Genomic DNA, 17,960 nt, shown 5'->3' with positions numbered 1-17,960 from the left:
ATGAAAATCTCCTGGCGTGAGGCGCGCGCGCTTCCTAGACGATCCCGCCCTGCCGAAGCGTCGCAATCGCAGCCACATCGTAGCCAAGCTCAGTCAGGACGAGGTCGGTGTGCTCGCCGAGCGTCGGCGGACGCGATGCGATCTCGCCTGGCGTTTCCGACAGCCGGACGGCAGCACGAGCCACGGGTGCGCGTTTCGGCAGGCCGGGATACTCGACTTCCTGCATGAAGCCGGCGGCGCGAATATGCGGATGGTCCAGCGCCTGTTGTGGGCTCAGCACGGGCCCAGTCGGAATCATGGCCTTGCCCAGAGTGTCGACAGCCTCCTGCGTGGTGCGCTCGGCGCACCAGCGCGCCATCCGCGCGCTGATGACGGGGCCGTTGTTGCCGCGGCTGATGTCGTCGGCAAAGCGCGGATCGTTCAGCCACAGGTCCTCCTCACCCATCAGCTTCGCCCAGCGCTTGAACAGCGGATGCCCCGTGACCTGGCACAGCACCCAGCCGTCCCTGGTGCGATAGATGTCGGCCGGCGCTGCGGTCTGGCCCAGATTGCCGGTCGGAACACGGTTGACGTTGATGACCGCCTGCTCGATCAGCGTGGCATTGGTGAAGGACAGCGCGGTGGCGAGCAGCGCGCCCTCGACGATCTGCCCGCGCCCGGATTTGCCGCGCTCGATCAGGGCTGCGAGCGTCCCGAACGCGCAATGCAGCGCCGTGCCGAAATCGACCCAGTTCACCGCGGCCCGATATGGCGGGTCGCCGGCACCGGTCATGTAGACCGAGCCCGACATGACTTGGCCGACGCCATCGAAGCCGACGCGGTCGGACCATGGCCCCGGCCCGCCGAACGCGGTGGCGGTCGTCAGGATGATGTCGGGCTTGATCGCCTTCAAGGAGTCGTAGTCGAGCTTCATCGCGCGCAGGGTCTGCGGCGGCAGATTGGCGACAACGACGTCCGCGGTCGCGATCAGGCGGCGCATCACCTCCTGCCCTTCCGGCTTCATCGGATCGAGCGTGATGCACTTCTTGTTGCGGTTGACCTGAAGAAACAGCGCGCCTTCGCCGCCCTCGCCGACCGGCGCCACGAAGCGGTCCTCGCTGCCGTCGCGCTTTTCCACGCGGATGACCTCGGCGCCGAATTCGGCCAGCAAGGTCGCGCAATAGGGCCCCGCGATATAGCGCCCGAAATCGAGGACGCGCACGCCCTCCAAAACTCCTCCCATCGATCCCTTCCCATATTCATATGTTCTCGCCAGATTACAGGGACTGGCCGCCACGGCAAGGCGGCAGAGGACATCATGCCCCTGCCCCCAAGATGTGATCGCCTGACTGTTTCGGCTGGCGGAAATTCTGCTCTAGTATCGACCTCTCAGTCCCCCAGCCAGAGCACATCCATGCCGCAACAATTCGATCGATCCGCAGAAGATCTCGGCAACGCGATCCATTTCGAGCACGTCAACATCCAGGTCCCCGACCAGCGCCTCGCCACGCTGTTCTACGTGACCGGGCTTGGACTGACCCGCGATCCCTACCTGATGGTGTCCGACACCAACATGTGGATCAATGCCGGACGGAGCCAGTTTCACTTGCCGAGCGGCAGGCCGCAGGTGCTGCGTGGCCATGTCGGGCTGGTCATCGAGGGCCGCGAGGCACTGCTGGCGCGGCTCGCGTCGGTCGCGAAGAAGCTCGAGGGCACGGCGTTCGCGTTCGCCGAGCACAACGATCATGTCGAGGCGACCTGTCCGTGGGGCAACCGACTGCGCTGCTACGAACCGGACGCCGCACGCTTCGGGCGCATCGCGCTCGGCATTCCCTATGTCGAGTTCGACGTGCCGGAAGGCACCGCGAAGGCGATTTGCGCCTTCTACCCCGAGATCATGGGCATGCCCGCAAGCTTGCGAAACGGCGACGGCCAGGTCGCCGCCGTGAAAACCGGCCGCGACCAGCATCTGTTGTTCCGCGAGACCGATCGGCCGCAGGGCGACTACGACGGCCACCATGTGCAGATGTACATCACCGACTTCTCCGGCCCTTACCGCAAACTCCTGGCGCGCGACCTGATCTCGCGTGAGGACAATCAATACCAGTACCGCTTCTGCGACATCGTCGATCTCGACAGCGGCAGGCATCTCTTCACGATCGAGCACGAGGTCCGCAGCGCGACCCATCCGATGTTCATGCGGCCGATGGTCAATCGCAATCCGGCGATCAACAACCGTAATTACGCATTCGGCCACGATCAGTCGCTCTGGGCGATGGGGCCGGATCAATACGAGGGATAGGGAGTGGCGAACGCGCGCCTTGCGGCGCGCGCGATCCATGACCTCGGCCGGCCATCAGCAGCCACGGCAGATGATCAGCCGGCGGTCGATCTCCCTGTCGAGCCGCTGCAGCTCCGCGTCTTGGGGCGAGGCTTGCGTCGACCCGGGCACGTCGCTGCGTCGCGGCTGCCGGTGACCGATGGGAGCCTGCCGGGACAGGTCCGCGAACTTCATTGCGTCCACACTGCCAGGCGAGGACATGGTCACAGGCGCGCTTGCGCCTCCGGCAGCCCTGAGGCTGGAAACCGATCCGAACAGAAACGTAGCTGCGACGACGGTCACGCCAAGTCTGATTGACATCATCATTCTCCTATCGCGGTGACGTTGCGACGATGCGCATGCGATGGATAGGAGGTCCCGGCTACTCGACCATTTCGCCCGCGGCGACATCGCGTTACCATTGCAACCGCGATCGCCGATTGTCGTGCGCCAGCTCTGGATTCTTGTCTTGACGCGCTTCCTTCGCGCGAGCCGGCTTCCGCTTCGCTCGAAAACGCTCTACCGCGCCACGGCGGCCCGCCTCACGCGTCGTCGCGCGGCCGACGAGGCGACGCTCCGCGCCAGGACGCCGGCGAGCTCCGCCGATATCAGCGGGTGATGAACGAGCTCGGTGATCCCTGACGTCTCCAGCGACGGCACCGCCAGCTCGCGCGTCGATGGGCTCGCCAGAATCATCGGCAAGGCCGGCGCCGCCGCGTGCAATGCCGCCGCCAGCTCGATCGAGGAGCCTCCGGGCATGTGACACACCAGCGCCGCATCGAAGCGTGCTTGCGCGGTGCGGCAGGCGGTGATCGCCTCCGCCAGCCTGGTGAACCCGACCGGCTCATACCCCAGCGCCGCGAGGATTTCCTCATGGCGCAACAGGCGACGGCGATCGGTGTCGAGCACCAGCACCGTCTCGCCCGCGCCACGGAACGCCAGATCGGGGCTGTGCTGAACCGGCACCGCCTCGTCGGGGTCGCCGGATGGCAGCCAGACGTCGAAGCGCGTGCCCGCATCCGGCTCGCTCTGCACGGCGACGGCGCCGCCATATTGCTCCGCGATCTCGCGAACGGTTGCGAGCCCGATGCCGTTGCCGTCCGGGCGCGTCGTGAAGAAGGGCTCGAAGATCCGTTCCAGCGTCGCCTCGTCCATTCCCGGCCCCGGATCGGTGACCGAAATCACGGTGAAGCGGCCGGGGCCGACCTCACTGCGTCCGATCGACAATGGCTGTTGAAGATCGCGCACCTTGATGCCGAGTTCGATGCAACCCGGCTCCGTCATCGCCTGAGCCGCATTGTTGCAAAGATTCAGGATCACCTGCTGCAACTGGGCGGGCTCGCCCATCACGGTGGCCTCTTCGGCCGACTCGTTCACCTCGAACTGGACGTGCGAAGGCAACGAAGCCGCCAGCAGCGATCTGGTTTCGTCGATCAGGGTCCTGACGCAGACACGCTCCCGCCTGCCCTCGCCGCGGCGGCCGAAGCCGAGAATCTGTTCGACCAGTTCTCGCGCCCGCTCGCCGGCACGGCGGATCTCCGCAAGGCTGCCGGCCGGCCGGCCTCCTGACCGGATTCGCGCTTCGGCGATCTCGGCATAGCCGAGAATCGCACCGACGATATTGTTGAAGTTGTGGGCGATACCGCTGGCAAAGGTGCCGAGGGTTTCCATGCGGCGTGCCTGTTGCAGGCTCGCCTGCAAGCGCTCCTTCTCGCCTTCGAGCCGCACCCGGCGGATCGCGTTGCCGATGGCGTCGAACGCCATGCGAAACAACGAGACTTCGGACCAGTATGCGAGCGCCCCGGCCGGCACGGTATCGAAGCCGAGGATTTCATCGCGATGTCCCCTGACCGCCGTCACGCACAGCCAGCCGCCGACGCCGGCGTCCTCCAGGAGGTTCATCGTGTCGTCGGGATGGGCGGCCTTGACCTTGGGAATATAAACGATACCGGCTTCGCCGCCGTCGAAGCGTGGCGCGAGGCTCAGCGCGCGATCCGGCCAACCCGGCTCGAATGCGATCCCGTCACGGGACMACCGATAGGTGCTTGTCGTCGTCCCGGTCGCGCCGACGAAATAGGCGCGATCCGCACCGATGCATCCGGCGAGCTGTTGCAGCGCGGTCTCGACGTCAGCGGTGATCCTCTCGCGGCTCGAATCGATGAACCGCATCGAGATGCCGGCCATGACGTGCTCGAACGCCGCACGGCGGCGCAGCGTGACCGCGCGCCGGTGCAATAGCAATCCGAAATAGACCACGCCGCAGAGCAGCAGCAGCGACGTCATGAACTGCAACAGGCGTACCCGGCGCGCCGACGCCCGCGAGGCGAGCTGACGCCTGGTGATCAATGCCAATACGGCATCCTGCTCGCGGTTGTTCGATTCGGCGACGAGCGTCTTCACGATCGTGTCGATGTCGGGCAGCAGGTCATGCAGCATCTCCCCGTGCATCAACAACGCGCGGACCGAATCCATGTCCTGCGGCGGCGTTTGCACGAGCGCCAGCTCTTCCAATCGACCCTGGACCTGACGCGCCACGACGTCCGACGTATCGAGCGTCAGGCGCAGCATCGCTGCCGCCAATGCGGAGGCGGCCGTGACCAGCGCCCGCTGATCCGACTCGGCCAGCTTGTCGCTGAACAGACCGAAATAGGCAAAGGAGTTCTGGAGCAGCGCGTTGCGGCTCTTGAACCGTTCGACCAGGTCCTCCTGCCGGAGGGCGCGTGCCGACAGCACATCGATGGCCCTGGTCTCTTCGGCGTTGAGACCCGGCGTTTCGCGCAGCCGCGTCAGGGCGTCGTCATAGGCATCGGTCATCTGCACCAGCTTGTCATAGTTGCGCGACAGGCCGACGCGCGCAGTCAGCACTTCCCTGGTCATCGCGCGTTCGAACCGGGTGAAGTCGCCAAGCGCCTGGAGCTGACGGTCGTAACGCACCGAATTGAAGTTCAGCCCGTTCAACAACAGCCAGGTCAGCAGGGCGAGCACGCAGGTTACGCCGATCACGGCGGGGGCAAATTTCATGGGGAGCCTCCGACAGTCGCGCCGCGATAGGTGCCGGTCAGACTGTTCAGAAAGGCGACGAGCGCCTTGACCTGCTTCTCCGTCAACGTGGCGTTCAATTGGGCAAAGGCCATCTTGCGAACCGCGTCATCGAGCGTCGGCGCGCTGCCGTCATGGAAATACGGCGGCGTGGTCGCGACGTTGCGCAGGCTCGGCACGCGCAGAATTTTCGGCTCGGGCGATGCGAGCGGGTGGAATATGCCGTGGCGCTGGAACAGATTGCCGCCGACATTGACGCCCTGATGGCAGGACGCGCAGCCCAGCGATTTGAACAATTGGTAGCCGCCCAGCTCGTCCTCCGACAGCGCCGCGGCGTCACCCGCCAGCCAACGATCGAACTTGCCGCCCGGCGTGACCAGCGTGCGCTGGAAGTTCGCGAGCGCGTCGACGACATCGCCGCGCTCCGGGCGGTGGCCGTAAGCCGCGAAGAAGCTCTCGCGCATGTCGGGATCGGCATTGAGCTTCTCTGCGATCTCGACCGAGCTGCTCGCCATGGTGCGCGGGCTTTCCAGCGACGCCCTGGTATCGGCTTCGATGTTGCGTAGTTTTCCTTCCCAGCCGAAGCGAAAGCTGAGCGCCGCATTGAAGACGGTGAGCGTGTTGAGCGTGATCGCCGCCCCGTCGGGGCCGACATCGTGCTGCCTCGGGCTCGCGCCGTTCGTCGCGATATCGTGACACGATGCGCAACTGCGTGAATTGTCGTGCGACAGCCTGCGATCGGAGAACAGTCGTTCGCCGAGCTTGACCTTCAGCGGATTGATTGCCGGCGGTGCCGGAATGGGCGTGATGGGCTCATCCTTGCGGACCGACACGAAGGCAGACGGCGACTGCGACGGTGCCGGAGAGACCTTCAGAGAGCACGGCACCAGTGCGCAAATCACGATCGCGCAACGTCGAAGGCCGGCACCTCGTCCGGCCCCGAGAAATCTGGCGAACTGCTGCACGCCCAGCAATGTGGGGGTGAAGCGAGAATTGTCGCGGCTGCTCAAGGAATTTTGATCGAAGCTGGATGATTTCGCGAAGGTGGCCGCCACATGCTCCGGGCGATGGTGTCAGCAATCACGGCAGTACCTCACCACCCGCTCGATGTCCGACCTGCCGGAAATCCCGAGGTCCCGCAAGGTCCGGTCATCGAACTCCATCAACGCAGCGACGGCCTTCCTGATCTCACGTTCCCGACGCCAGTACGCAGGCAGGTCCATCAGAGTCCCCAGGGTCGCGCCGAGCGACCCCAGCCGATTCCAGCTGCGCTCCAGTCGCGCATCGCGCGGCGCGGCGCGATCGAGCCTGACGATATTCCCATTATTGTCATTCCCATTGTTGTCGGCTCCATCGTTGCCGCTCTTCTCCGCGGGCTCGCGACCCGCCGAGGGCGATCGGCAATCTCTCGTGGCCTCCAGCATCGCCTGAACCGGCGCGGCTGCGGTCGGATGCAAGGCTGCACCGTAGAGGGCAAAGCCCTCCATCAGGGAGGCGAAGACCGCCCACCAGAATGTGGTGACGGGCTGATCCTGCCCGGTAGGCGGTACGTCCGGAGGCGAAGCGATGTCCGGCGCGCGATGCCTCGCGGCAACCGCACCGAGACGGACCATGCCGCGACCGTCAGATCGTGCGACCCAGTTCGCCCTGTCGAGTTCCATGTGACTCGGCAAGGCAACGCGGCTCACACTGTGAGAATACTTCTCCATCGTAAATCTCCCACACGCTGTTGGTGGGAGGCAATCTGACGGCCCGCTGTTACGCCAAGGTCACCGCCCTCGGCAAATTGGCTACAATTGCAATCCGCCAATTGCTTCTAGAACGGATCGACCGGCACCGCGAAGACATAGCCGACGCCGCGCTCGGTCTGAATGACGCGCGGCGCGCTCGGATCGGTCTCCAGCTTACGCCGCAGCCGCAGCACCTGGACGTCGATGCTGCGATCGAAAATATCCTCATGGATACGGGTCGCCTGCAGCAGATGCTCGCGGGTCAGGGGACGCTGCGGCGCCTCCAGAAAGGCCAGCAGCAGCGCATATTCTCCCTTGCTCAACGGCACCGGCGCTTCGTCGGGATCGGTCAGCTTTCGGCTGCGGCGTTCGAGCTTCCAGCCGCTGAAGCGATAGCCCCCGCGCTCGGGATCGCGGGCGCGCGCGGCCCGTCCCATCTCCTGCCGCCGCAACACCGCGCGGACGCGCGCCAGCAGCTCCCTCAGGGAGAACGGCTTGATGATGTAGTCGTCGGCGCCGAGCTCGAGCCCGACGATACGATCGATCTCGTCGGGACGATGGCCCGTCGTGATGATGACCGGCACGTCGGAATGCGACCGGATTTCCCTCAACAGGTCCAGACCGTCATCCTGACCAAGCCGAAGGTCGAGGATGATCAGGCTCGGCTGGCTGCCATCGAGATAGTGGTTCAATTCCGATCTGTTGGAGGCCGCCCTTGTCGGGATATTGTGCTCCTCGAGATATTTGATCACCATTTGCCTTAACGTCGGATCGTCATCGACGACGACGATGTGGCCAATATCTGCAAGCATTCCATACTCTCAAAATTCGCCGTCCGCCGAGTGAGCTGTACTTAAGAATTGCGAACGTCAACGTCCGGCTGTGGTGAAATGATATTGATGTCGTCCGAATTGGAATCGCTCAAAATAGAATGGGATATCCGAGGCCATCGGCACACACTGAGTCTATCTATGATGCCGTGATGACGTCGCAACAGGGTAATTCTGCGGCTAATTCCGCCGGATGTCGCATACGTGAATAATTGTGATCCCAACGCTTACTACTTTGGGGCGATAGGAAGCCTGCGGCCTGCGCTGTCGTTCAGCGACTGCGATGTGCTGCGCAGGCTGTTGCCCGCCCCCGCAGGGCGCGATCGTTTGCGGGCTTCACGGAATCATCAGGAGCCCGGCAGAGCCAACAGGTACTGGTAGATCGCGGCGAGATCGTCGTCATCCATCCGCCCGATCGGCCGCCACGGCATCTGCTCGCCGAGCCGATGCCCGTTCGGATCAACGCCTGTGCGCATGGTGTCGACGAATTGCGCAAGGCTCCAGTTCTTGACGATACCGAGGTCCGGTCCGAGCGGCGGCAATTGTCCCGGCACGCCGCCGCCGAGATCCCTGCCGTGGCATTCGCGGCAATCCTGATAGGACAGCAGGTATTTGCCATAGAGCGCCGTCGGCGCCTTCGGCGGCGCGGTGATCACGCCGGTGAAGACGGGCTTCGCATCCGGCAACAATCCGGCGCCCAGCATCACGATGCCCAGCAGGCTGAAGCGATCCGGCGGATCCGGGGTCTGCGCACCGCTCGCGGGCAGGCTGCGGATGTAGGCGATCACGGCCTTGGTGTCGTCGTCACTGAGCCGGCCGGCATTGGTGAAGGACATGATCGCCAGCCAGCGCCCCCTCGCGTCGATCCCATTGCGAATGGCACGAAAGATCTCGGCATCGGACCAATTCTTCAAGACGCCGGCGGGCGTGAGATTGGCCGGCACGAACGCGCCGATGGGAATCGGGAGATCCTTGGCCACGTCGCCGCCGCCGGTCAGCGTCCCGGTCTGCGAGTGACATGCGGCGCAAAAGCCGTCGGCCACGGCCATGCCTCGGGCAATCTGGTCCGGTGTCGCCTCGATCTTCACATCCGGGACCGGTGCAGAACGGGCGTGTTGCCGGACGATACCGACCGCGGTCAAAGCGGCGACGCCGAACACTGAGACGGCCAGCACGGCGGTCAGCACCATGCCGCCCCACTTCGCCAGAGCAGATTTCGTCCGGGAGGCGCGAACGCCCAGCCAGGCCAGAAACGCGATGAACGCAACCATCGCAATCGGGGCGACAATATTTTCCATGCCAGTCCTCAATGAATTGGGCGCGACCGATGCCGCGCGACATCCGGATCGTCAAAAATGAATTTCGGCCGACGCCAACGCGCCAATATCTGCGAAGGTGTGCCATGCGGAGGTCTGCCGGATTAACAGCGCGGTGTTTCCGTGCCGTTTCATCGCCCGCCGCTCGCGTTACAATTGTAATCCTGTGCGAGTTATCGGCTTCCGGCGCGATGTCACCGGTTTTTGCACCGGCCTTTTTGCCCGGCCTTGGCAGCGCCACGATGCGTTGCCGCCGTAACCATTTTCGCTGCCGCCGGAAGTCTTGGCGTAACGGCGATCGCTTCAATTGCCTCTTACTCGACCGGACGCTCTGGGGCGACCGTGCATCGATCATCAAGAGGTCAACTCACATGAAGATTCTTATCGCTTCGACACCTGCGACGGGTCATCTCAATCCGATGCTGGCGATCACGCAAATCCTGCGTGGCGATGGTCACGAGATCGCTTTCCTGACGGGCACCGCCTTTCGTGCCCGCGTCGAAGCCAGCGGCGTGAAGTTCTTTCCCCTTCCCGAGGACGCGGACTTCGATCCGAACGACGTCTTCTCGCGATTCCCCGAACTCAAGACCATTCCGCCGGGACTGGAGTGGTTCCGTGTTGCTTGCGAGCGCATCTTCGTCGACGCCATTCCGGCCCAGCACCAGGGGCTGCTGCAAATCCTGCGGCAATTCCCCGCCGACATCATTGTCGCCGACGACATGCTGTTCGGTGTGCTGCCGATGCTGCTCGGACCGCGCTCGCAGCGGCCTCCCATCGCGCTCTGCGGGACCTCGTTTCTGCATTGGGCGCGCGAGGACGGCGGGCCCAATTTCCTCGGTCTGCCGCCGGCAAAGACCGACGAGGAGCGCGATCGCTATGCGGCCATGGCGCGGGAATTTGATGCGGCAGTCGATCAGCCGGTGTCGATGCGCCTGAACCGGGCGTTGAAGTCTCTCGGGGTCGGGCCGATCGCGATGCCGATGTTCCATTCCGTGGTCGCTCTCGGGGATGCCTATCTGCAACTGTCGGTGCCAAGCTTCGAATTTCCTCGCGAGATTCCGCCCTCAGTGCATTTCGTCGGCACCCCGCCGATCATCGCCAACCAGGTTCCGCCGCCGTCCTGGGCCGAAGAGCTCGACGGATCGCGCAAGATCGTTCTGGTGACGCAGGGAACGGTGGCCAATCACAATTTCAATCTGCTGGTTGCCCCGACGCTGGCGGCCCTCGCGGACGAGGAAGACATCCTGGTGATCGTGACGGCAGGCGGCCGCTCGGTTGACGCCATCCCCGGCAAGATCCCGTCGAACGCGCGCATCGCCAGCTATCTGCCGTTCGAATGGCTGCTGCCGAACGTCGACGTGCTCGTCACCAACGGCGGCTATGGCAGCGTCAACCAGGCCATGAGCTTCGGCATCCCGCTGGTCACCGCGGGGCTGACCGAAGACAAGGCCGACGTCAACGCGCGGGTCGCATGGTCCGGGGTCGGCATCAACCTCGCGACCAACGAGCCAACACCGAAGGCATTGCGCGACGCGGTGCGGACCGTGCTCGATCAATCCCGCTTCCAGTCGCGTGCATCGCAGATCGCGGACGAATTCGCCGGGATCGACACGCGGGCCGAAGTCCTCCGGGTCATCGGCGAGCTCGTGGCCGACGAGAGCTCGCACACCGGCGCGATGGTGGCAAGCCGGGGGCGGCGCGCCGAACGGCGCGCGTAATCGCCGAACGCGCGACGATGGAGGGCGGGCGACCGCACCTCCATCACCTCATGCACATCGAACAAGCCGGAACCGGATAACCGTCCATGCAAATCGACCCCGCATCCTTCGCCTTCACGTTGCTGCTCGGTTTTCTGGCGGCCGTGCCCTATTCCGGCATCGACATCAATCTGCCGGCGCTGGCCGCGACCGGCGCGACGCTCGACGCGAGCGCGTCGGATGTCGGGCTGACCATGAGCGCCTTCATGCTCAGCCTCGCCACCGCGCCGCTGATCTACGGACCTATCTCCGACCGCCTGGGCCGCAAGCCGATTCTGGCATTCGGCCTCGTACTGTTCGTCGCCGCAAGCCTTGCCTGCGCGAAAGCGTCCTCGCTGCCGGTTCTGTTGCTGGGCCGCTTCGTCCAGGGCATCGGCGCCGCCGCCACCGCAACGACCTTTGCCATCATTCGCGATCTCTTCGACGGCAACGCCGCGCGGGGCAAGATCGCCAACGTCATGGTCACGGTCAATGTCGCGACCGTGATCGCACCGACGGCCGGCGCCGCCCTGCTGGCGATMGCCGGCTGGCGATCGATCTATGCCGCCCAGGCGGGGATCGGTCTCATGCTGCTGGTCGTGGTGATGTTTCGCTTCGCGGAGACTGCGACGACCGACCGCGCCGGCCGCCTGGGGCTTTCAGCTGTCATCGACAGCTACCGCCAGGTGCTGACGCATCCGGTGTCGTTGCCTTTCATCCTGGTCGGCGCCGCGGGCGGCGCGACCGTGTTTGCCTACGTCACCGGCGCCTCGCTGTTCTTCGTCGGCGCCATCGGACTGCGCCCCGAGCAATATGGGCTGATCTTCAGCGCATGCTCGGGGGCCGTCATGGTCGGCGCCTTTCTCGACGGCCAGCTCGGCCGGCGCGGCGTAGAGTCGGCGCGCATGCTCACAACCGGGCTGACGCTGTCGGCCGCCGCCAGCACCGCCCTGCTCGCGATGACATTGGCCGGCTGGATGCCCACGTCACTCGTGGTCGCGCTGCTGATGGCGGTCGCACTCGGCTTCGGGTTCAGCGTGCCGAACGTGATGAGCGCGACGATGCAGCGTCTCCCGGAGATCGCGGGCGCCGTCAGCGCTGCCGCCGGAAGCATTCAGCTGACCGCCGGCGCGATATCGAGCGGACTGGTCGCACTTCGCTTCGACGGGCGGACCGCATTGTCGATGACCGCGGTGATGGCGGCAACGTCGCTGCTCGCTCTGGTTCTCTATCTGCTGGTCGCGCGCCCCGCCGAACGCCGCCTGCCGTCGCAGACGATCGATCCCGGCGTGGCGGTCCGCAGCCCCACGAAGTCCTGAGTTGGCCGAATCCAGCTGGCAGCCCGGCGCATCCGTCGGGTTGCGACCTGACTAGGCCAGTGAGGGATCGAACCTCCGAATGGAGGAACCAAGACCCGTTTGATTGTTCGACGATTTCAATCCGAATTTGGAACAAGCTGCGTGGCGCGCCCCGCCCTTATTCTCGCCGCCATCATCATTCAGGAACGCGCGCAGGGGGCGGGCTCCTCCAGGGGGCAGTTCCCAAAGGTTCTGCGTGATCATCCGACGTTTAGTGCAACACGAAGTGATTGCGTCCCGACGTGCGCTCCTTGGCGGGCTTGCGTCCTCGGCCTGCGTTGTCGCGCTGGGCGGATGCGCCAGCCTGGGTGCTACCGGCGCACGCTACGACGCTTCGTCGCTCTCGGTCGACCCTACGTTGCTCGTCGTAACGACACGCAAGCCAGTGAACGGCGGCCGGTCGAAGCCGTGGTTCGGGCCGGAGCGGGCTTCTACGATGACCGTCGCACGAGCGAAGCTTGTAGCGCCTGGTGACAGCCGTTTCTCTCTGGCTGCAGCGGGACTTGACGATTGGCGTCTTGATGGGGTCGAGCCGGTATCGGGCGAAGTCGGCAGTCTTGTCGCGCAGGCCGGCGGCGGACCAGACGTCCTGATCTACGTGCACGGCTTCAAACAGACGTTCGAGACAGCGGCGCTCGATGCTGCGCATCTCTCCGATGGCATCAGGTTCCGCGGCCAGACGATGGTATTCTCCTGGCCCTCGAAGGCTGGACTGTTCGACTACGCCTACGACCGCGACAGCGCAATGTGGTCCCGCGATGGCTTCGAACGCGTGCTGCAATCTGTCGTGACGAGTTCAAGCGCCGGCCGCGTCCACATCGTCGCGCACAGCATGGGAACCATGCTGACGCTCGAAAGCCTGCGCCAGCTCTATGCGCGATCCGGTGACGCCGTTGCGGGCAAGATCGGGGCCGTGGTGTTCGCCGCGCCGGACATCGACATGGACGTGTTCTCGTCGTCGATCAACCGCATCGGTCCGCTTTCGCGCAAGATCACCGTCATCGCCGCAACGAACGACCGCGCGCTGGCGTTGTCGGGGCAAATCGCTGGTGGGATGACACGGGTCGGCGCTGCCGAGAAGACCGCCATCGAAGGGCTCGGGGTGCGCGTGGTCGATGCTTCCGAGGCAGGCTGGGGCGTTATCAACCACGACCTGTTCCTGTCGAATGCGGAGGTGCGCCAGGTGATACGCCGCTCGATTGATACCGTGGCCGCGTGAATTCGGTGTGGCAACGGCTGGTCCGGGCRACGCAACCGGATTTCGTCGGCACGGCGTGTTTGCTCTGACGCATGCGCGAGGTTGGGGCTAGCTCTGACATCCCGTTGACAGGTTCAATGCCTTGAACAGCCCATCGAAGACACCTGACTGGCAGGGCTTGACCTCCGCGACTGCCTTGGCGCGCTTGGCATTCGCAAATGCCTTGGACGTTCCCTGCACGGGCCGAGGTCTGGGCAGCATGACCGCGAATTTTCTCCCGCTTGCGGTGCGCTGGTGTGGCGCGATGATCTTCAAAGGCTCTGGCGCAACAATCGCTGTTTGATCCGGCGGAGGCATCGGTCCGCTCAAGGAGACTGGCTGCGGAGGCGCCTCAAACTGCATGTGCGGGGTCCCGAGCCGGTCTGCCGTCGTCAGCGTATCGGCTGAGACGCGTAACCCGACGGTCGCCTGGACGGGCGGCGCGTTCACGGACTTTGTCATGCGCGGCGCCGTCTCAAGCTCCATCACCGCGAGTGTACTGAAGCCAACGAGGATGAGAGCCGCTTTCATCTGATTTCACGCTTCCCGAACGAGACGCCTCGTTCAAGGCCTGCCGAAAGATAAGCTCCCGAAAATCGGAGACCAATTGCAGACATCCAATAAGGCGGCTTGGCGGCAGAACTAAACCAGCCGGCGCGGCGACCGGACAAGATCGGAGACAGGGTTAACGCGGGTCATGCGAACTGGTCCCTTATGCGGAGTGCTCGCCGTCACCCACCGACCGGCACCTGAGGCCCCCCTCGAGCGCGCAATGTGCTAGTCTGAGCCGGCACTCAGCCCGGACGGTGCACCGTGACCGATGGTCGTCACCCGGCATGGACCGAGGAAAGCCGCTTTCGCGGTGCGCTCGACGATGTGATTATCATCCCACTTGTTGTTGTCGCGCTCGTCACGAACAAGATCCTGCGTTTCGTTCTTTCGATCTTGATGCGGATGCTCGACTACGCCTTCCCCTTTGCAATGCAGATTGTCTGGCTGCCGCTGTTCGCGGCCAGACTTGTCGGCGATGTCATCGTTACTGTCATCGATGGCGCGGTGCGCTTCCTTCCCCTGTCCGCCGCGAAGCGTCGACAGTGGGGTAGATCGATTCGGCGAAACTGGTTGTGGTTCCGGCGGAAGATCAGCTATCGGGCGTTCGAACACGCTGTGCATGATGCCTTTGAAGGCGGCATGGCATGGGTGTTCAGAACATGCCGGCATCTCACGCCGAACGCCGCATTGCTCGTGATCCTGTGCGCGGTCCTTTGGCTGCCGATCTCTTTCGGTGCGGCAACGGCGATGCACGCGGTATTGTTTGCCAAGGTCACATCCTGGCCAGCCTGGATGCAACTCCTGCATCCGCTCGCAACGGTCATCGCGAAGAGCAAGCTTCTGGTGCTACCGGTCTATCCGGCAGCCTGGCCGCAGGCCAGAAAGCATCCACTCGTTCAGCTCGTCATCAAGGGCTACGACATCATCAAGCGCGTGCATGTGATCAGAAAGGTCGGCCTTCGCTATCGGCAGGCAGAGATCGCCGGGACCGCGGCGGTTGAGAGGCTCGAGCGCATCGCCGGCCTCACCTCGGCGGTGAGGTGGCTGCGCGAGGCACATGTCGTAGAACATCTCGGCGTCGAGAAGCCAACTCAGGAATTGCGTTCGTTCTTCGCGCGATGGTCCATCAAGTTCTCGGCCGAATATTACGAAGCGAAGGAACGACAAGCCTCAGGCGTCCCATCATCAAACAGCAGCAAGCCGCAAACGCCGCGTTAGTCATCAATCGCCCACGACCTCACCGCGCCGTCGCTGCCCGATCTCTCTTCAACAGGCAACGGACTGCGCCATTTCCAAATGAAGCAAGGACAGCTTGTCTTACCATCCGGCAGCGAATCCCACTGGTCGATAGATCAGAAGCTTGGGTGCGAACCAGCGCCGGGACGCGATTACGGTGTTTCTGTCTGTCAGCATCATTGCGGCGCCTGAGGGATTGGTCGGACGCTGCCGGGCGCGTGCTCCTCGCCGCCAATTGCTGCCGACTCCATCGCTCGCAACTACGATGTCGTCGAAGATGGCAGTGAATTGTTTCTGACTACAATCCGCTACAGCAGCTCTTTTGCCGCGCGGCACGATTGGACGCACGGCAAAGCGATCCGTGCGCTCCTTTGGCAATCTTATTTATGCCGAGGGCTCACTATTCATCGCTTCGATCCCCACATTCAAGTCCACCTTGGTCAACCGTCGAGATTGGCCGGAGTGCGCGGAGACTTCCAACGAAAGGGCTCTGCATATGTCCAAATCTCAGCAGCATCGCGCAAGAGCGACCGCGTCCGGCGAGCTCGTGAAGGATTCGGCCAGCGCTGAGGAAAGCTGTAAATTCAACACCTGGCGGGCCGGCTTCGTCTTTTTGACGGATCACAGGCGCAACAATGAAATCGGTCGCAACAAGCTGCCTTTGAAAAAGGACACGCCTGGCGATGCGAGATCGAGCGCAACCGCTCTGTCACGATGGGAGAACGAGGGAGGCTCGGTCCGCGACGAACTGCCGCCCTGATCCGCTATTCGAGTGGGCTAATGTCCCGCGTTTGGCCCGGCGCTCGGTTTGGCCGCGCGGCGGTCAGTTCTTCCGGTCTATCTCGGGTTTGTCGCGCAGAACCGCGTTCAGAAGCGAGCTATGGACCTCGATCTTTCCATTGTAGCTGATGAAACCAAGCTTCCGGAACTTGTTCATGAAGAAGCTGACCCGTGATCGGGTCGTACCAATCATTTCGGCCAGCGTTTCCTGGCTGATATTGACGCCAATGGGCTGCGAGCTGGCTTCCTTGCCGAAGTTCGCCAGCAGAAGCAGCAGGCGCGCCAAGCGTTTCTCGCTCGAATTGAAGAGTTGGTCGATCAGGTCTTCTTCAATCCGGCTATTGCGCGCGAGCAAATACGCCATGAACAATTGAGAGAACTGCGGCTTGCCTTCGAGCGCTGTAATCATCGCCGTCTTCGATATTCTCGTGATGACACAGGACTCCATTGCCGTAGTCGTGGCAAGACGCAATGGATGACCATTGAGGCAGCCCTCGCCAAAGAATTGTCCGGGCTCCAAAATCCCAACGACGGCTTCCTTGCCTTGGTCCGAAACGACCGTGAGCTTGATCTTTCCCTCTTGAATGTAGAATACCGCGTCCGCGGCATCTCCCTGCACGAACACGCTCCGACCTTTGCCAACTTTCGAGATCGATTTCCCGGCCCCGACCTTGGCAAGGAATGCTCTGGGATCAAAGTCCTTCGCCGCTTTCACCAAGGCAGGACTCTCGTTCGCTGGACCATTAACACGCAATCATACTACCACAATTGAAAGGATGTTCACCCGTTGGAAGGCCGCGTGGCGTGCGGCAAATCGGGAACTGAAATGACGAGGGGAAGCGCTCGGCTCGACCTGGGCTTCAGGGATTTCGTCCCATCGAGTTCTCCGTTCAAAGTAGATACGACGAATTTGATGCTTGACCATCTGGCGACGACTGCCTGGTCTGCTTTGCAGGAGCCCCCTTCCACTGCGCAAGATGCAGACGTGTCGAGGGGCCGGCGCGTCTATGCGCAGATTTCCGCCGCGCGACTTGCCTGACTATCCGCGCAGCTCCACAGCTTTCTTGCTACCAAGCGATTCGGCACAAGCTTTCGCAACGGCTGAATTTGGCTCAGTGCTTCCCGGCATCGTGGCCCAACCGCCTTTTTCGACGAACTTGCTCTGATCCCACGCATAGGTCGTCTTCTTCATTGCGACCAGGTTTTCCGACGCATCAGCGGCTTGTCGAAACTTCTCAACGCAGATGGGTGTGAGAGCTGCGACGACAGCCGTCGCAGCACTATTCCTCGCGAGCGTCTCGGCGGCCCCACCCGTCACCCAGCCGCCCCAGCTGAAACCCGCGATTGCCAGAGCAATTGCTCCGGCCACGGCTCCCCACAGTGCCGGCCGCACGGCAGCTTTCGTCTCCCTGGAGATTTCCATGATTTTCGCCTTGATTTAGAGGTATGTTGAGCTTCACCGCTTAAGGAGGCTAGACACGTCGAGGGATCGGCGTCTGTACCAAATTGCTCACTGCACTCGCGTAGGGATACCTTCGGGATGCCTTGATGCGCCGGCGCGCTGCAGTCTGATGCCAGTGCGCCACGGCGAGTATCTGCAACCTCGATGCTCCTGGAAATGCAGGGCCTTTGTGAGATTCTCCGCCTTTCGCAGTTGAGCGCGGGCGGTGCCAATAATCGGTTCAGGTGTTCCTTTTCGAACAGACGGCGACGTCTCTCCCCGTTTTATTCCTGCATTGCCTGACTTGAATATATTACCGATCAGCCCGGCCCTCGCGGCCGGGCTTTTCGCTTGGGAAGGCCGTTCGCAGTCGAAGGCCGATAGAATAGCAGTCTCACCTCGGCGT

Annotated in this window: 16 protein-coding genes; 6 read left to right on the top strand and 10 right to left on the bottom strand. The window is 63.3% G+C overall.

Annotated elements, in window-relative coordinates:
- Positions 1-34: 34 nt before the first annotated feature.
- A complete protein-coding gene (locus AC1DW2_RS16635; RefSeq protein ID WP_477006615.1) occupies positions 35-1,222 on the bottom strand; it encodes a CaiB/BaiF CoA transferase family protein in 1,188 nt (395 codons plus the stop codon).
- Between the two features lie 171 nt (positions 1,223-1,393).
- Between AC1DW2_RS16635 and AC1DW2_RS16630 the strand changes: the two genes are divergently transcribed.
- Positions 1,394-2,281, top strand: a complete 888-nt coding sequence (locus AC1DW2_RS16630) for a VOC family protein (protein WP_477006614.1) — start codon at positions 1,394-1,396, stop codon at positions 2,279-2,281.
- A gap of 54 nt (positions 2,282-2,335) precedes the next feature.
- Here AC1DW2_RS16630 and AC1DW2_RS16625 read toward each other — a convergent pair whose 3' ends face one another.
- From AC1DW2_RS16625 to AC1DW2_RS16600, 6 genes are all read right to left on the bottom strand, one after another.
- The gene (locus tag AC1DW2_RS16625; RefSeq protein WP_135215059.1) at positions 2,336-2,620 is read right to left on the bottom strand and encodes a hypothetical protein; all 285 of its coding nucleotides are present in this window, start codon (positions 2,618-2,620) and stop codon (positions 2,336-2,338) included.
- 198 nt (positions 2,621-2,818) lie between these two features.
- The gene (locus tag AC1DW2_RS16620) at positions 2,819-5,320 is read right to left on the bottom strand and encodes a two-component system VirA-like sensor kinase (RefSeq protein ID WP_477006613.1); all 2,502 of its coding nucleotides are present in this window, start codon (positions 5,318-5,320) and stop codon (positions 2,819-2,821) included.
- Positions 5,317-6,225, bottom strand: a complete 909-nt coding sequence (locus AC1DW2_RS16615) for a cytochrome-c peroxidase (RefSeq protein ID WP_477006612.1) — start codon at positions 6,223-6,225, stop codon at positions 5,317-5,319. The genes AC1DW2_RS16620 and AC1DW2_RS16615 overlap by 4 nt, the downstream gene beginning before the upstream one ends.
- A gap of 186 nt (positions 6,226-6,411) precedes the next feature.
- On the bottom strand, positions 6,412-7,047 hold the full coding sequence (locus tag AC1DW2_RS16610) for a DUF1127 domain-containing protein (RefSeq protein ID WP_477006611.1): 636 nt from the start codon (positions 7,045-7,047) through the stop codon (positions 6,412-6,414).
- A gap of 107 nt (positions 7,048-7,154) precedes the next feature.
- On the bottom strand, positions 7,155-7,880 hold the full coding sequence (locus AC1DW2_RS16605) for a response regulator (RefSeq protein WP_014497160.1): 726 nt from the start codon (positions 7,878-7,880) through the stop codon (positions 7,155-7,157).
- A gap of 365 nt (positions 7,881-8,245) precedes the next feature.
- Positions 8,246-9,196 carry a c-type cytochrome gene (locus AC1DW2_RS16600; RefSeq protein ID WP_477006610.1) on the bottom strand — a complete coding sequence of 317 codons (951 nt, stop codon included), beginning with the start codon at positions 9,194-9,196 and terminating at the stop codon, positions 8,246-8,248.
- Positions 9,197-9,585: 389 nt separating this feature from the next.
- Here AC1DW2_RS16600 and AC1DW2_RS16595 point away from each other — a divergent pair, with 389 nt between their 5' ends.
- The 3 genes from AC1DW2_RS16595 (at position 9,586) to AC1DW2_RS16585 (ending at position 13,527) form a co-directional block, all read left to right on the top strand.
- Complete coding sequence (locus AC1DW2_RS16595) at positions 9,586-10,932, top strand: nucleotide disphospho-sugar-binding domain-containing protein (protein WP_477006609.1); 1,347 nt, start codon at positions 9,586-9,588, stop codon at positions 10,930-10,932.
- Positions 10,933-11,018: 86 nt separating this feature from the next.
- Positions 11,019-12,269, top strand: a complete 1,251-nt coding sequence (locus tag AC1DW2_RS16590) for a multidrug effflux MFS transporter (protein WP_231144381.1) — start codon at positions 11,019-11,021, stop codon at positions 12,267-12,269.
- Positions 12,270-12,504: 235 nt separating this feature from the next.
- A complete protein-coding gene (locus AC1DW2_RS16585; RefSeq protein ID WP_477006608.1) occupies positions 12,505-13,527 on the top strand; it encodes an alpha/beta hydrolase in 1,023 nt (340 codons plus the stop codon).
- 87 nt (positions 13,528-13,614) lie between these two features.
- On the opposite strand, the gene AC1DW2_RS16580 is transcribed toward AC1DW2_RS16585, so the two are convergent.
- A complete protein-coding gene (locus AC1DW2_RS16580; protein WP_477006607.1) occupies positions 13,615-14,076 on the bottom strand; it encodes a hypothetical protein in 462 nt (153 codons plus the stop codon).
- Between the two features lie 282 nt (positions 14,077-14,358).
- Here AC1DW2_RS16580 and AC1DW2_RS16575 point away from each other — a divergent pair, with 282 nt between their 5' ends.
- The gene (locus AC1DW2_RS16575; RefSeq protein ID WP_477006606.1) at positions 14,359-15,315 is read left to right on the top strand and encodes a hypothetical protein; all 957 of its coding nucleotides are present in this window, start codon (positions 14,359-14,361) and stop codon (positions 15,313-15,315) included.
- Between the two features lie 379 nt (positions 15,316-15,694).
- Positions 15,695-16,093 carry a hypothetical protein gene (locus AC1DW2_RS16570; protein ID WP_354245845.1) on the top strand — a complete coding sequence of 133 codons (399 nt, stop codon included), beginning with the start codon at positions 15,695-15,697 and terminating at the stop codon, positions 16,091-16,093.
- A 63-nt stretch (positions 16,094-16,156) separates the two neighbouring features.
- Here AC1DW2_RS16570 and AC1DW2_RS16565 read toward each other — a convergent pair whose 3' ends face one another.
- Both AC1DW2_RS16565 and AC1DW2_RS16560 read right to left on the bottom strand, forming a co-directional pair.
- Positions 16,157-16,831: a Crp/Fnr family transcriptional regulator gene (locus AC1DW2_RS16565; protein WP_477006605.1), complete on the bottom strand. Its 675-nt coding sequence runs from the start codon at positions 16,829-16,831 to the stop codon at positions 16,157-16,159.
- A 321-nt stretch (positions 16,832-17,152) separates the two neighbouring features.
- Complete coding sequence (locus tag AC1DW2_RS16560; RefSeq protein ID WP_477006604.1) at positions 17,153-17,536, bottom strand: hypothetical protein; 384 nt, start codon at positions 17,534-17,536, stop codon at positions 17,153-17,155.
- Positions 17,537-17,960: the final 424 nt, after the last annotated feature.

Source organism: Bradyrhizobium sp. P3_C3 (assembly GCF_056402655.1).
Note: the sequence above shows the minus strand (reverse complement) of the source record. Positions and strands in the feature narration are given on the sequence as shown.

Excerpts from the sequence above, each read along its gene's own strand:
- AC1DW2_RS16595 (WP_477006609.1), top strand. The coding sequence starts at position 9,586 with ATGAAGATTCTTATCGCTTCGACACCTGCGACGGGTCATCTCAATCCG.
- AC1DW2_RS16600 (WP_477006610.1), bottom strand. The coding sequence starts at position 9,196 with ATGGAAAATATTGTCGCCCCGATTGCGATGGTTGCGTTCATCGCGTTT.
- AC1DW2_RS16610 (WP_477006611.1), bottom strand. The coding sequence starts at position 7,047 with ATGGAGAAGTATTCTCACAGTGTGAGCCGCGTTGCCTTGCCGAGTCAC.
- AC1DW2_RS16560 (WP_477006604.1), bottom strand. The coding sequence starts at position 17,536 with ATGGAAATCTCCAGGGAGACGAAAGCTGCCGTGCGGCCGGCACTGTGG.
- AC1DW2_RS16605 (WP_014497160.1), bottom strand. The coding sequence starts at position 7,880 with ATGCTTGCAGATATTGGCCACATCGTCGTCGTCGATGACGATCCGACG.
- AC1DW2_RS16580 (WP_477006607.1), bottom strand. The coding sequence starts at position 14,076 with ATGAAAGCGGCTCTCATCCTCGTTGGCTTCAGTACACTCGCGGTGATG.
- AC1DW2_RS16630 (WP_477006614.1), top strand. The coding sequence starts at position 1,394 with ATGCCGCAACAATTCGATCGATCCGCAGAAGATCTCGGCAACGCGATC.
- AC1DW2_RS16625 (WP_135215059.1), bottom strand. The coding sequence starts at position 2,620 with ATGTCAATCAGACTTGGCGTGACCGTCGTCGCAGCTACGTTTCTGTTC.
- AC1DW2_RS16635 (WP_477006615.1), bottom strand. The coding sequence starts at position 1,222 with ATGGGAGGAGTTTTGGAGGGCGTGCGCGTCCTCGATTTCGGGCGCTAT.